Origin of the sequence: Psychrobacter sp. SZ93C1, from assembly GCF_015864635.1 — a bacterium.
GTDB lineage: Bacteria > Pseudomonadota > Gammaproteobacteria > Pseudomonadales > Moraxellaceae > Psychrobacter > Psychrobacter fozii.
The window spans coordinates 130849-145690 of record NZ_JADYWY010000004.1; the positions used below are offsets into that span (position 1 = coordinate 130849).

The following is a 14842-nucleotide window of genomic DNA, read 5'->3' on the forward strand; positions in this document are numbered from 1 at the left end:
ATAATAGTATGCTAAACGCAAATAATAAAGTAATGCTTATAGATAGTAAGCAATACTGACGGTAGTAAAATATGAGTGATAATTACGGTAACATAGGTAGTGCTCAACAGTACTCGCCACTGGAAAACTATGAACCCCTGACGGATGGGTTTTCACGTCGTCTGACTTATCTGCGTCTATCTATCACTGATTTTTGTAATTTTAGCTGTGAATACTGTTTACCAAATGGTTACCAAGGCAAGCGCCCTGATAACGAATTGAGTGTACCTGAGATTGCTACATTAATACGCGGCTTTGCCCAAGTAGGGACTAAAAAAGTCAGAATTACTGGTGGTGAGCCTTCTATTCGCCGCGATGTTGTTGAGATTATAAAAACGATTAAGCAAACTGATGGCATCCAGACAGTGGCGATGACCAGTAATGGTTATAAGCTCGGCAAGCACTTAGCCAGTTGGCAAGCCGCAGGACTGGATCAGCTTAATATCAGTATGGATAGCTTTGATGCCGCGACCTTTCATAAGATGACGGGCTTCAATAGTTTGCCGCAGCTGCTCATCGATATGGATACGCTACTAGAAACGACCGATATTAAACTCAAAATAAACGGTGTTTTGATGGCAGAGACGGCCTTTGAAAATCTCATGGATGCCATCGACTATGTAAAAGACAGAAAAGTCACCTATCGTTTTATCGAGTTTATGCAGACCAGTGATAATAGTGACTTGTTTTTTGCCCAGCATGCGCAGTCTGATATCATCACTGACTATCTATTGGAGCGCGGCTGGCAACCACATGAGCGTGGGAGTAGCGATGGCCCAGCGGTAGAGTACAGTCATCCTGACTATGTAGGCCGTATCGGTATGATCGCGCCTTATGCTGCACATTTTTGTGATACCTGTAACCGTCTGCGAGTCAGCAGTCAGGGTAAAGTACATTTATGTCTGTTCGATGAAGGCAATTATGATATTCGTCCGCATCTGCAGCAAAACAATGTGCAAGGACTGGTGAATACCTTACATGAATTTATGCCGATCAAGCCTGAGCACCATCATCTGCACGACTCTAACAGTGGCATCATGCACAATCTATCAATCATTGGTGGTTAAGGTGTAAAGCCATTAAGCATGACACACGACATTGAATAGCTAGAGTGCCAACGACATTTTTGAACATACTATAAAATTATATGTATAAAGGAATTTTTATGAGCAAGCCTGCTGCACAATTTACCCCACTTAATATAGCTGTATTGACCGTCTCGGATAGTCGTACGCTAGCAGAAGACACGTCAGGACAGTATTTAGTCGATAGTCTAAAGGAAGCAGGCCACCATTTGGCAGACCGTCAGCTGATTACCGATGACATTTATCAAATAAGAGCTGTGATTAGTGGTTGGATTGCAGACCCGAAAGTCCATGCAGTGGTCACGACTGGCGGCACAGGTTTTTTCATTAGAGACAGTATGCCAGAAGCGGTAAAAGTCTTGTTTGATAAATCTATCGATGGCTTTGGGGAAATTTTCCGTCTCATCTCAAAAGATGAGATTGGCATGTCAACGGTACAGTCGCGGGCAGTGGCTGGCATGGCGAATGGCACGGGTATATTCTGCTTACCTGGCTCATCAGGTGCGTGTCGTACAGGTTGGGAAAATATCTTAAAAGACCAGTTTGACAGCCGTACGCGTCCGTGCAATTTTGTGCCGCATTTTTTGGCACAAAACCCAAGTCACGACTGATATTATCAACGATGAATAATTCAAATCTGGTAACTGGCTTGGCAGGCATTGTTATTTTAGCGGGTGGTGCCTCTAAACGCATGGGTACGCCCAAAGCGGCGCTTACGCTGCCGACAGGTGAGCGCCTGCTCGACTATCATGTCCGTCACGCGCTTGAGCTAAATGTGGCTGATACCAATCTGCCTATTATGATTGCAGACAATGGGCGCGGGTTTGATATTAATGAAAATTCAATGCAGAACCGACCGCATTCGGCTGTTTCTCATATCCCTGATTATACTTCTAATGAGAGTGCTGAGCAGATTGATACGGCTGGTGCATTGGCCGCTATTGAATCTGCTATGCAAACATTGATGAAGGTAAATGTTTCAGCGGCTATGGATAAGAACACGTCATCATGGCTAATGGTCATTAGCTGCGATAGTTTGATACCGGCGACTGACTTGTGGCATGAATTGCAACGGGCGAGTGCTCAAGCCACTGATAAAAATGTCATTTGCTTAACAGATGACAGTCACTTATACCCACTGTTAGGGCTTTATCAGTTGAGTGTTGAGCCTGACTTAAAAGCCTATATTGATAGTGGACAGCGCCGAGTGATGCCGTTTATCAAGCCTATGGTGCAGTCCGTACCCTTTGCAAAGAGTTGGCAACACTTGACCAATTTTAATACACCTGAAGATTTTGAACAGGCATGTACGGCTTTAAATAATTTATAAAAAGTCTATCGAGAGAAATTGTAAATGAATATCAGTAGCCAAGAAAATAACCAGTCGACCTTATCTCATCTAGATAGTGACGGTGATATCACTATGGTTGATGTCAGTGGCAAGACCGCCACGACACGTGAGGCTCATGCTGTTGGGCAAGTGCGTTTTCCAAGCGAGATTTATACCCAAATTAAAGCCGCTGATGGCATGACCAAAAAGGGTAGTATCACGCAGACGGCACATATCGCAGGTATCATGGCGGCTAAGCGTACGCATGACCTTATTCCACTGTGTCATCCATTACCGTTAGATAAAATTGGCTTGAGCTTTGAGTATGACGATGCGAGCCACAGTATTAGTGTGAGCGCGACTGTCAAAGTTACCCACAAAACAGGGGTTGAGATGGAAGCGCTAACCGCAGTCAGTGTGGCTTGTTTGACCATTTATGACATGACCAAAGCACTGTCACATGATATTGTTATTGATGGTGTTCATTTGGTCAAAAAGACAGGTGGTAAATCCGATTACCAGCACAAATAGCATCATCAGATTTTGTTTGAATACTTAGTCATATAATAGAGATGAAGATCGATAGCTTGCAATAAATGGAAGGTTTTATGAGTACTACTGATGTTATGGATAATGTTGACGTAGAAAAGAACAGTGAATCGTTAATGACTATCAATATTCTATACTTCGCCAGTCTAGCTGATGAAGCGGGTTGTCATGAAGAAAAGGTGAGCATTGACTCATCAATGTCGCTTATTGATTTATATACACAGTTGAGTCAAACACATCGCTTTAGTCGTCCACAATCAGAGCTGCGAGTGGCGGTGAATGATTATTTCGCTAAGTGGACAGACCCCATTTATGATGGTGATAGTGTGGTGTTTATCACGCCAGTCGCTGGTGGTTAAACAAATAGATGTATAGGCGTTCATAAGTATTCAACAGACCGTAGAATAAACAGAGAAAATACATGACAGATAATGTTCATAGCCATTCGATGACTATCAAGCGTAGTGTGGATGAAGTATATGCAGTCGCTGAGCGTGATGGTTTTGCTTTATTAGATGTAGCGATCGATGAGGACAGACTCAAAAAAACGCTCGATAACGATAGCTGCGGCGCGTTTGTATGCTTCGAAGGAAGAGTGCGCAATCATAATAATGCCACTAGCGTTGATCGTTTGACCTATTATGGTTATGAGGATTTGGCACTCAATCAGGGACGCGCGATCATAGAAGAAGCCAAGAAGCATTTTGAGATTACACATGCTATTGCGATACATCGTATCGGCGCGCTAGAAGTGGGTGATGTGGCCATATGGGTAGGCGTCGTTTCTGCCCATCGTTACCCCGCTTTTGATGCATGCCGCTGGATACTAGACACGGTAAAGGCAGATATTCCTGTATGGAAGCAAGAGTATTACGAGGATGACTCATCTAAATGGCTAAGCAATAATGGGTAAGTTAGCGTTATCAGCATCTACTGGTTTGCTAGTACTATTAAGCGCCTGTACGCAAGAGAGTAGTACTGATATAGAGTCTGCTACCAACACATCTGAGTCTACCCAGACGCTACGTATCGCTGCGGCTGCCAATTTGTCTGATGTATTACCTAGTATTATTGATGCGTATCAAGCAGATAACAATTTAACTGAATCTGATATTGAAGTGACTTATAGCTCATCAGGTAAGTTATATGCTCAAATAACTGCTGGCGCGCCTTATGATGTCTTCTTATCTGCGAATCAAGCATTTCCTGCTAAGCTGGCGGATGAGAAAGTGAGTAATAATTCAAAGGATATAACATACGCTCCGTTTACTTATGCGCAAGGGCAGTTGGCGCTATACAGTGTGACCCAATCATTGAATGAGCTCAATATAGAGTCATTGGCTGATGCCTTTACGAATGATGCAACCGCTAAAATTACCATCGCTAATCCTGAGCTTGCCCCTTATGGCGCGTCAGCTAAAGCGTTCTTAGAATCACAAAATCTCTATGAGTCTTTAAGTAAGCAAAAACGAATGATACAGGCAGAAAACATCAGCCAAGCCTTTCAGTATGCGCATACTGCTAGTGTCGATTATGGCTTTGTTGCGCAGTCTCAGCTCATCGCGATTAAAGCCAAGCCTGAGCAGTTTATGACGCTAAACCCCGACAGCTATCCTGCGATATTGCAAGATGGTATCGTAATCAGTGATTCAGATATGGCAGTAGATTTTACTGACTATCTACGCTCAACAGTAGGGCAACAGCATTTCTTACAAGCTGGCTATCTGTCTGTACAGTAATCACATACAACACCAATTTTATCTTCATGACCAGTAGGGACGAGCAGTGACATTATGATAGATCAGTCGCTTATGTCAGATATGCTAAGTCCATTGTGGGTGAGTATTAAGCTTGCTGGTGTCACTACCTTATGCTTATTATTATTTGCTACGCCTGTAGCCTATTGGCTTGCAAAGCCTAGCAATAACAAATATATAGCACGATTTAAAGTCTTGCTGATAGGCATTATCGCTATGCCCCTTGTTTTGCCGCCTACTGTTATAGGGTTTTACCTTTTATTGCTGCTTAGTCCTAGCATGGCAATTGGGCGGTGGCTTAGTGAGCATAATATCAGCCCATTGATATTTACCTTCGAAGGGCTGGTGATTGGTTCTATTATTTACTCATTACCTTTTTATATCCAACCTGTTTATGCGCAGTTTTTGCGTATCCCGCAAAGCGTAACGGAAGTCGCAAGCTTATTAGAGCCGAGTCGTCTCAGGCGTTTTATAACCATCGCGTTACCACAAGCGCGCATTGGTATCGTGCTAGGCAGCTTGATCAGCTTTGCCCATACTATTGGTGAGTTCGGTGTCGTGCTGATGATAGGTGGTAGCATCTCTGGTGAGACTAAGGTGATATCGATTGCGATATATGAACAAGTAGAAGCGCTTAATTATGAGGCAGCATACATGATGTCAGGCTTCCTTATTATTATCGGTATATTCATGGTGGTCTTGATTGCTAGTCTAAGCCGAATGAACCAGCGTTCATAAAAGTCAAAGCAACTATAAAAATCAAAGTAGCTATAAAAATAAAAGTAACTAGCGCGCCCTCATTTTTCACTAGTTCCTTGCTATTCTAATTTTTGTAAATGATATCAGGGCGCAAGCAACTTTTGAGGCAGTTAAGGCTTCTGCGCAATATCCAAATCATTTGAATATGCAAATAGAGCGGGTGCGCCACCTGTATGCCAAAATAAAACACTGTCCGTCTTTTGGATCACCCCTGTGCGAATCATATCTATTAGTCCGCCCATCGCTCTGCCTGTATAAACAGGATCTAACAGTATGCCTTCAGTTTGGGCAGTCAAGGCAATCGCTTCATTTTCTAATGCACCAACCACACCATAACCTTCTCCGACATAATCAGAATTCAGTATTAAATCTGACTCTGAAAACTCATAATCTGCACCGATTAGCTTTGCCGTACGATTAGCGAGTGCGAGGGTATATTGATCAAACGGAACTTTGTCCGTCTCACCTTTATCAATATTGATGCCTACTATTTGACAAGGTGAGTTAAACACTTTTTTGCCAAGCATTAAGCCCGCTTGTGTTCCTCCAGAGCTCGAAGCAAAAATGATATGAGTAAAGGATAGATTCATATTTTTACGTTGCGACTCTAGCTCCTTATAGGCCTCTACAAATGCTAAAGCACCTAGCTCGTTTGAGCCGCCATAAGGCACAACGTAAGGTTTTTTACCTTGAGTCATTAACTGTTCGACAATGTCAGGAATATCCTCTCCCTTGCGATTAGCGCCTGCCCAGTGGGTATGACAACCAAATATCTTATCTAGCAACAGGTTGCCACTGGCTTGTTCAGGCTCTTTGCCACCTAATACTAAATGACACTCTAATCCCAAACTTGCAGCCGCCGCGGCAGTCTGGCGGCAATGGTTCGATTGCGCAGCACCCGCAGTAATAATCGTATCAGCACCTTTAGCCCGTGCATCACCGATAATAAACTCAAGCTTGCGCGTTTTATTACCACCCAATGCGAGCCCAGTATTGTCGTCTCTTTTCATAAAAATGGTAGACCCATCAAGCTTTTTGCTCAACTTGCTAAGCGCTACTAAAGGTGTTGGAAAGAACCCTAAAGACTCTCTAGCGATGTGACTATATTCCATATTTTGTCCATTTTATAATGAAAGAGATGAGTGATAAGTGTAAATCATATTCATGGCTGGCTGTATTAAAATATATGAGTTTAAAAAGCTGACCATAAACCAAAAATCCCCATGCAACATTTAACGTTAGCATGAGGATTTTTTAGATATACAGTTGTTTAAAAGTACAGTTTAACCAATGCGCTAGGTGCATTTTGGGTCTTATCACTACCATATTTATTTTTCCAATAGCTGTACTCCATACCTACTTCTAAGCGATTATCAATGCCTAGTACATCCTGTAAGTTATATTTTATTTGCGGATTGATATGTAATTGGTCTTTTAGATCATCGTTATTAAAGGAGTAATCAACATATCCATCTACGACGATGTTATTTTTCTCCCAGCCATACGTCAATGTGATTTGCTGGTCGTCATCTGTATTGTCATTAAAAGCGTGATACAAAGACGCTGAGGCGTATTTCATACCTGGAATAGGCACATTTAGATCTGCACCAATACCGACTAGATAGTTGTCTTGGCTAAAGCCTGTACTGTTTGAGCCAAACTCATACTGACCTGCTAGATTCACTTGCTTGACAAAACTGTCATCAAAGGTTTGCAGCTTAAATTTAGGCGCGAACTCACCATAAGTTTCTTTATATTTGTTATTTTCACTATCACTGGCCCCTTGATGGCGATCGACAAAGAAAAACACGCCGCCCCAAGTGTGGGTGGAAGCATGCTCCAGTGTGATGGTGGTTAATTCACCATCTTCTACCAACTCATAATCTTCACCATAGAGTACAGAAAGACTGGTATCGGTAAAGAGCATCTCTGCATGGCTGTTGCTCATCGCACCCAAAGCGACAATAGTTACTAAAGCTGTGGCCAGTGGTTTAACAGAGAATAGATTTTTCTCAAAGTTACGTTTAGATGTTTGAAGCGTCAGGGGTAGGCTTGCAGATAACTTATGATGCACAGTAATAATACTCCTTTATATACAATCGTTGGTCTTAGCAGGCTAGATATCAAGGTAGGAAATAGCTTTGATTTTCTATCAACAGGTATCCGAATTGCTAAGGAGAAAACTCAGTTAACTTTTAGTAGAAATGAACCATAACGAAGATGAATACGCCAAATGTAAGCGTCTTTCATGTTGCAAAAATTCCTGTAACAATTGTGATTTTATTGCAACACTTTTTAACAATCTGAAACAGTTAAGCATTTTTTATAAGCACTGACAACCCAAAATCCATTAAGGATAAGGCATGGCAAGGTATTATAAGTTTTTGATATTGGCTAAGTTTTTGATTTAATTAATTTAACTGACCAAATGGTCAAGAAAATTAATTTTGTAAGGAAAAATGAGTATATAAATAGCTGTGCTGTCTGATGAATAGCAAAAAACGGTGTCGTGTGAGATAAGATTAAGTGTAATTGATAGGAAGGATAGTGATAAATAGAGGTGGGAAAGAGAATAGAGGGCTAAGCTTAAATGGAAGGTAATAGATTCTGATTTTTAAATTAAGTAGTAGTTCAGAATATTTAGACACAAAAAAACCTCAAGTAAACTAATACTTGAGGCGAAACTTGCTTAAACTCGAAAGTCTAAATTCGTTTTAAATATGGCGCAGCGGACGGGACTCGAACCCGCGACCCCCGGCGTGACAGGCCGGTATTCTAACCAACTGAACTACCGCTGCTTAGGTCTCTTTAGTATTTTACCTTTATGAAGAGGTCCACTTCGCTAAAGTAGTGGTGGGTGATGACGGATTCGAACCGCCGACATTCTGCGTGTAAGGCAGACGCTCTACCAACTGAGCTAATCACCCGCGAACAATTGCTATGCAATTTATTCAACATCAACTGAGCTCTTAAGTTTGTCACTAAGCTCTGCTGCTGTGGATGTGTATTATATAGATTTATAGTTGCCTGTCAAACAGTTTTTTAAAATTTCCGTAAATAATTTAAAATAATTTCTGTATAGCGTCATCGATAGGCGCGTAAGCCACGTGTTTACTGAGGTGGCCATAAAAGCACTTATTATGGCTAGCTATTGTTTGATGGCTAAAAACTACTATACTATTGATAATATTTTACGACTCATGCTTTATTTATTTTAATCGTTGGAGGCTGGCATAGATAATTCCATTGTTGAACAAACTGCTACGACTTGGTCTTGGGGTGATTTTGCAGGGTTAGGGTTGGTATTGCACATTGTTCTCATGATAGTCATGACGCTACGTGTTGTGTCGGTGCAGCGAAATATAGGCGTGTCGATTGCTTGGGTCGCTGTGCTCTATACAGTGCCTGTTTTTGGATTTATCGCTTATATACTGCTAGGTGAGCCAATGATTGGGCGGCGCTATCGCGAGCGGGTAGACCAAGCGGGCGTATTGATGAATGATATGGCACAGCGTGAGCATTTGGTTTTTGATCAAGGTAAAGACTTATTGCCAGCCAACTATCGCGGTGTCAGTCAAATAGGCACGCGCTGGACAGGGCTTGGGGTATTTCCTAATCATAAAATGCAGTTACTGACTGATCCCAATACTATTTTTCAGAGTCTAATCGAAGATATCAATGCCGCACAGAGCATTATCCTGATGGAGTTTTATATTGTTTATCCTAAGGGGCAGGTGTTAGAAGTAATAGAAGCGTTGTCAGCAGCAGCGCAGCGCGGGGTAGAGTGTCATATATTGGCGGATAGCGTGGGCAGTTTTAGCTTCTTTAATAGTGATGCGCACCAGACATTAGAAAAAGCAGGCGTTTTTGTCCATCAGTCGTTGCCAGTTGGATTATTTAAGACATTGTTTAAGCGTTCTGACTTACGTAATCATCGTAAGCTCGTTGCTATTGATGAATATATTGGCTATATCGGTAGCTTTAACTTGGTCGATCCGAGGTTTTTTAAACAAAATAAAAATGTTGGACAGTGGATTGATGTAGCAATACGCACGACCAGCCAACACTCTATTAGTATTACGACAGCCATGGCAATCGTGGTGGCCACGGATATCGGTGCCGAAAATAATGACAATCTACACGCACTTAATAAGCGAGTAAATGGCTATACACGTAAGCTATATGTGATGAACCCAACTATTAATGACCTAAACAGTCGGGTAAAAGTGCTAGGGAGTAGTATCGACTATCATAAACAGCCAGATATTGGCTCAACATCCATTGTGATACCGAAAATGCCTATCGTAGAGGATGTGATTGCTCAGCTAATACCTTCGGCACCGCAAGTGACGGAACACGTGATTTATAACACGTTGGTCACGGTGATTCATCGTGCCAATAAACGTATTCGTATTACCACCCCGTACTTTGTACCTGATGAAGCACTGTCGGGTGCATTGACGACCGCTGCTAAGCGTGGAGTGGATGTCACGCTGATTGTGCCCGAAAAAGTTGACTCATTTCTTGTGCAGCACGCATCTCAAGCCTATTATCAAGAGTTGCTGGAAGCAGGTGTGACCATTGCTTTGTTTAAAGGTGGGCTGTTGCATACCAAAACAGTGGTGATCGATGATGATTACTGTTTGTTTGGCACTGTGAATATCGATATGCGCAGCTTTTATTTAAATATGGAAGTCAGCTTGGCTATTTATACGCCAGAGATGGTTGCCCAAGTGGCAGATTGCCAAGCGGCTTATCTAGAAAGTTGCCGGTTTTTAAGTTTAGAAGATTGGCAGCAGCGTCGCGGTACAGAGCGGTTGTTTGACAACGTCGTCCGTTTATTTAGTCCTTTATTGTAGCGTTTTCAATTTTAGGGTAAGGTAAACCGCTGATCTTGTTTTGGTGCCATGATGATTTCATGTTTTCTATTATTAATTTATCCATATAAAGGACGTGCTTGTCTATGTATGCATCATCTGCATCACCCCTAACGCCTTTTGACTATATTGCAGCAGGCTATTGGCAAGACTTCTTAGCGGGACGAGCCATCGCTGGTGGCATAGCTTACGAAACGGAGCTTCGTGATTGCGTGCTAGATGAGTCGCTGGCAAGCCTACAGCGCATAGATACGTTGTTGTCGAAGATACGCCGTGAAATGATTAAAGTCGGTCAATGGGATGAAGCATCATTGTTGGTCGATGAGCGCTATCGTAACTTCATGATGTTTGTGGCATTTTATGCAGGACAGGTATTAGCACAGCAATGGCAAAATACGCCACATTGGTACGGGCAGTTTGAGCTACACAAACGTTATCCAGAACTGTCACTCACAGCGGACGATTTTTATCAGCACATGGCGGTCATTTATCGTGATGACGCTGGTGTTAGTGCTGATGCGTCATTATTTTTTGCTTTAGAGCCGATAGGGTTACGTTTATTTGGTCACATTGATAGACAGTTTGAAGCGGTACAAGGCGGTCAAGTTGCTAGCGGTCTATATCAAGCAGTTAATGCAAGATTGCCAAAACTAAATGATGATCAAGTGGTTAAATCAGACATATCAGCTACAGTTGCTCAAATTACTGAAAGCAACTCAAAGCATGCAGATACAGATATAAATATAGGCTCTAGCATAGAGAACGTCAAAGCAGTTGATATGCATACGGCATTAGAAAAACAATGGGTAAATGATACGCCAGCTGCTATACCAGAACCTAATATACTTGCTCAGCCAGACAGTCAAAGTCAGCTTGCCTTAGCCAAAGAAGAGCCGATAATAGAACAGGTTAAACCAGTAGAAAGTGCTACCTCAGAACAGGCTATCTCTAGCCAATTGTCAAAACAGCTATCAAATCAGCCATTAATACCTTCAACATCGATAACAATTCCCTCAAAAGAATTGCCGATGCCAGAAATGTTTACGCAACTTCGCATAGAATTAGAGACTATTGAGGTGGTTCAGACAGCTGGTCAGACTGAATATCAGCAAGTCAGTAATGTGTTAGAGCAGTTTGAGCAACACATTGCTAAGCAAAACAAACCGCGCGCGCAGGTTGTATTTTCAGATAATCATTTGGCTGCCAAAAAACAAGCGTTGTTAAAGCTACAAGAGGTGGCAAGAGCTGGAAATACCGCCGCCATGTTACGATTAGCGATGTATGAGTTGCTCGATGAAGGTATAGCGGCTGATAAAAGTGCGGCTATAGAATCGGGTACCGCTTGGGTCAAGCAAGCAGCTAGCAAAAATGACAGTCGTGCTCAGCGCCTATTAAGTAAGATGTTTTATCAAGGGCTAGGTGTGGCACAAGATATTGATAATGGCAAATATTGGCTAGAGCAAGCAGCAGAAAATGGCCATATGGAAGCCGCAAAAATCGTTGAACAATGGCAGCAAGCACAAACACTGATAACGACCCAAAAGCAAGAACAGCATAGTATCAAGCGTTATCAGTTGTTATTTGCAGCCGTTATAGTGGTCGCGATACTGATACTAATTATTGTTTAAAAGCTTTTTACTAAGTTAGGTATTTAATTCCTGACTTATGTATGCGATAAAAGTTTATTGTTACGCGCCAAATTCAGGTAGAATTGGCGCAATTTTTACCGCTACCTTCTACTATTCGATCCATTACTAATCTGGGCTACTTCATGCCATCGTCTCATACCTCATCTGATTGTCCTTCATCCGCGATTGATTCTGAATCGTTGACTAGCCAAACTGTCTATCAGCCGCCATCTTATTACCAGTTTGCCATCAGTTTACTTAAGCCCGCGTATCGACTGCAAGTATGGCGACGCTCACATAAGCGTGACAACTATCGGCAAGAAGTTGAGCAGCGTTTTGGTAAAAACTATCCATCAGTTCCAATAGTAAATGCAGAGGATGCGAGCTTCGTACCAGTAAATATGCCTAGCAACGATAAAGGTGTTATTTGGTGCCATGCAGTCTCCTTGGGTGAGACCAATACGGTCGCACCGTTACTCGATATGCTATTGGCTAGTGGGTATCAAATATGGTTAACTAACACCACTCAAACTGGCTTTGCTCGTGGTGCGAGTTGTTTCGCCGATGAGATTGCTCAAGGTCGAATGAGCCACAGTTACGTACCTGTCGATAGCCCTGCCGTGATCGAACGATTTTTAGCTCATGTAAAGCCTGATATCGCATTGTTTGTAGAAACAGAGCTGTGGGCAAATATCTTAATCAAACTGTCCGAACATCGTATTCCTAGTATCTTAGTCAATGGTCGGCTATCCGCGTTATCTTTTACACGTTATCAAAAGATTAGTGCTGTCAGCCGTAGCATGATGAAAAACCTTAAGCTAATTATTGCGCAAGACAATGAATCAGCCAAACGCTTTCGACAACTGGGTGCTGATAGTGCGCAAATTCGTGTGGCAGGCTCGTTGAAATGGGTGATTAATACACCAAAAAACAATACTGTTCATAGCAATACGGCTGTTACTGATGCGAAGACAGTCGATGTAGAAGACGAATATCAGCATATACAACACCAAAAAATTGAGCTGGCAACAGAGTTTGGTGTCGTAGGTCGACCGATTTGGGTGGCGGCAAGCACGCATAGCAGCGAAGAAGAAATCGCATTATCATTGCACAAGCAGCTACTATCCAACCCCGCACTTGCTGATGCGCTACTTATTATAGTACCTAGGCATCCTGAGCGTTTTGACGAAGTCGCAGCACTCATTCAAAGTACAGAATTAACGATGGCACGGCGTAGTGCGGAGGAGTCTATTGGCGCAGATACGCATGTTTATCTGGCTGATAGTATGGGTGAGCTAATGACGTGGTATCAGTTGGCAGATGTGGCATTAGTTGGTGGTTCTTTAGTTGATGTAGGCGGACATAACCCCGTTGAGCCAGCCAGTATCGCAACGCCTGTACTGATGGGAGGCTATACTCAGTCTTGCCAAACGGTGGTTGATCGACTGTCAGAGGTTGGCGCGTTATATCAACCAAATAATACGTTTTATCGTCCTGTTGCTTCAGATGCAACGAGTACAACCACTCTACCTAAGGCAGGTAAAAATGACGATGCGGCACTTATTTATCAGCAGTTATTATCTTGGTTGAGTCATTTAGATGTTGCAAAGCAGGCAGGACAAGCAGGTGCGCAATTGACTGTGGAGAAACAAGCCGTATTGGTGCGTCAATTCACCATGATTGAAGACGTGATTGAGCAATATTCAAATCAAGAGCTGCTATGAACTGTATATTATTGCCCGCTACGAATTTCTCCAATGACTCAGCAGTAATCAATGAGCCATCGCAAATCAGCCATGTCAATAAAGTACTGGGTGCGAAAGTTGGTGACACGCTCAAAATTGGCCAGTTAGAAGGTCATTTAGGCACTGCCATCATAAAAGGTATCAACGCCGACAGTATCCAGTTGTGTGATATTCAGCTTAGTATTGTGCCGCCGCCTAAGTTAGATCTTACGGTCGTATTAGCGCTGCCACGCCCCAAAGTATTACGACGCTTGATCATGGACATGACGGCATTGGGTGTACGTGGTATTGTCCTGATCAATAGCTATCGCACGCAAAAAAGCTATTGGCAAAGCCCTATGCTTGAGCGGCTCGATGAGTTTGTATTAGAAGGACTGCAACAAGGTGTTGATACGATTGCACCTCGTATCAGGCTAGAAAAGCGCTTTAAGCCGTTTGTCGAGGATGAGCTGGCAAGTCTAATAACCAATCGTGCTATCGTCGCGCATCCGTATAGTGAGCTGTCATTTGCACAGTACTTACTACAGCAATCACCACAGCAAACACTAACGCTTCCAAGTTTGGTCTGTATCGGTGCTGAAGGTGGCTGGATAGATTATGAGATAGAGTTACTCGCCGCACAAGATTGCACAGCCGTAAATATAGGCCCACGCATCTTACGTACCGAAGCCGCTGTGAATGCTATCTTAGGACAGTGGCTGCTACAGTAAAATATAGTTAGAGAGTTGCTAATAGTCAGAAAACGGCTACGGCGTTACCTTATTTAGATATACCGCTTGTACAATCTTCAGGCGGCTGCCTTGTACCTATTTTAGACCTCTTTAACTATATCGAAAATACCTGAAAATACGCAAAAGCTCTGTGAGTCATTTGGCCGTCAAAGTTGATAAACAGGTATCTCAATAATAATTGCTGATTCATAAAGTTAGCCTCTTTCTGAATCAAATAAATGGATTGATAATTACTCTCATTTCGATTAGTATATCGTGTTCATCTGTCGCAGTATTACCCCTCTTAATAGTCAGGGTTTTATTGCCGTTCTGTACCATTGCTGTCTTATCTTTTTTAGCATT

Annotated in this window: 14 protein-coding genes and 2 tRNA genes; 12 read left to right on the top strand and 4 right to left on the bottom strand. The window is 42.5% G+C overall.

What is annotated here, in order from left to right; genetic code table 11:
- The first annotated feature begins 71 nt into the window (after positions 1-71).
- The 8 genes from moaA to modB all read left to right on the top strand — a co-directional run bounded on the left by moaA (position 72) and on the right by modB (position 5498).
- Positions 72-1106, top strand: a complete 1035-nt coding sequence (moaA, locus tag I6E83_RS06860; protein ID WP_197100709.1) for a GTP 3',8-cyclase MoaA — start codon at positions 72-74, stop codon at positions 1104-1106.
- 98 nt (positions 1107-1204) lie between these two features.
- Complete coding sequence (gene moaB / locus I6E83_RS06865) at positions 1205-1735, top strand: molybdenum cofactor biosynthesis protein B (protein ID WP_197100711.1); 531 nt, start codon at positions 1205-1207, stop codon at positions 1733-1735.
- Between the two features lie 11 nt (positions 1736-1746).
- The gene (locus tag I6E83_RS06870) at positions 1747-2454 is read left to right on the top strand and encodes a molybdenum cofactor guanylyltransferase (protein ID WP_197100713.1); all 708 of its coding nucleotides are present in this window, start codon (positions 1747-1749) and stop codon (positions 2452-2454) included.
- Positions 2455-2478: 24 nt separating this feature from the next.
- Entirely contained in the window at positions 2479-2985 is a 507-nt protein-coding gene (gene moaC / locus I6E83_RS06875) for a cyclic pyranopterin monophosphate synthase MoaC (protein ID WP_197100715.1), read from the top strand.
- Positions 2986-3062: 77 nt separating this feature from the next.
- On the top strand, positions 3063-3362 hold the full coding sequence (locus tag I6E83_RS06880) for a MoaD/ThiS family protein (protein WP_227680856.1): 300 nt from the start codon (positions 3063-3065) through the stop codon (positions 3360-3362).
- 62 nt (positions 3363-3424) lie between these two features.
- A complete protein-coding gene (locus I6E83_RS06885) occupies positions 3425-3916 on the top strand; it encodes a molybdenum cofactor biosynthesis protein MoaE (RefSeq protein WP_197100716.1) in 492 nt (163 codons plus the stop codon).
- Positions 3909-4742 carry a molybdate ABC transporter substrate-binding protein gene (modA, locus tag I6E83_RS06890; protein WP_197100717.1) on the top strand — a complete coding sequence of 278 codons (834 nt, stop codon included), beginning with the start codon at positions 3909-3911 and terminating at the stop codon, positions 4740-4742. Before I6E83_RS06885 ends, modA begins: the two co-directional genes overlap by 8 nt.
- 54 nt (positions 4743-4796) lie before the next feature.
- Entirely contained in the window at positions 4797-5498 is a 702-nt protein-coding gene (gene modB, locus I6E83_RS06895) for a molybdate ABC transporter permease subunit (protein WP_197100718.1), read from the top strand.
- Between the two features lie 131 nt (positions 5499-5629).
- Here modB and I6E83_RS06900 read toward each other — a convergent pair whose 3' ends face one another.
- From I6E83_RS06900 to I6E83_RS06915, 4 genes are all read right to left on the bottom strand, one after another.
- Positions 5630-6631: a D-cysteine desulfhydrase family protein gene (locus I6E83_RS06900; RefSeq protein WP_197100719.1), complete on the bottom strand. Its 1002-nt coding sequence runs from the start codon at positions 6629-6631 to the stop codon at positions 5630-5632.
- Positions 6632-6789: 158 nt separating this feature from the next.
- Complete coding sequence (locus I6E83_RS06905) at positions 6790-7593, bottom strand: DUF5020 family protein (RefSeq protein WP_320158384.1); 804 nt, start codon at positions 7591-7593, stop codon at positions 6790-6792.
- Between the two features lie 647 nt (positions 7594-8240).
- Positions 8241-8317: transfer RNA gene (locus I6E83_RS06910), tRNA-Asp, on the bottom strand.
- A 53-nt stretch (positions 8318-8370) separates the two neighbouring features.
- Positions 8371-8446, bottom strand: a tRNA-Val gene (locus I6E83_RS06915).
- 294 nt (positions 8447-8740) lie between these two features.
- On the opposite strand from I6E83_RS06915, the gene I6E83_RS06920 reads away from it, so the two are divergent.
- From I6E83_RS06920 to I6E83_RS06935, 4 genes are all read left to right on the top strand, one after another.
- Positions 8741-10378, top strand: coding sequence for a cardiolipin synthase (locus I6E83_RS06920; protein WP_265091209.1), 1638 nt, complete (start codon positions 8741-8743; stop codon positions 10376-10378).
- 104 nt (positions 10379-10482) lie between these two features.
- Positions 10483-12024 (top strand): tetratricopeptide repeat protein, encoded by a 1542-nt coding sequence (locus I6E83_RS06925; RefSeq protein ID WP_197100720.1) that lies wholly within the window; start codon positions 10483-10485, stop codon positions 12022-12024.
- A 143-nt stretch (positions 12025-12167) separates the two neighbouring features.
- The gene (locus tag I6E83_RS06930) at positions 12168-13748 is read left to right on the top strand and encodes a 3-deoxy-D-manno-octulosonic acid transferase (protein WP_197100721.1); all 1581 of its coding nucleotides are present in this window, start codon (positions 12168-12170) and stop codon (positions 13746-13748) included.
- A complete protein-coding gene (locus tag I6E83_RS06935) occupies positions 13745-14479 on the top strand; it encodes a 16S rRNA (uracil(1498)-N(3))-methyltransferase (RefSeq protein WP_197100723.1) in 735 nt (244 codons plus the stop codon). The genes I6E83_RS06930 and I6E83_RS06935 overlap by 4 nt, the downstream gene beginning before the upstream one ends.
- Positions 14480-14842 lie beyond the last annotated feature (363 nt).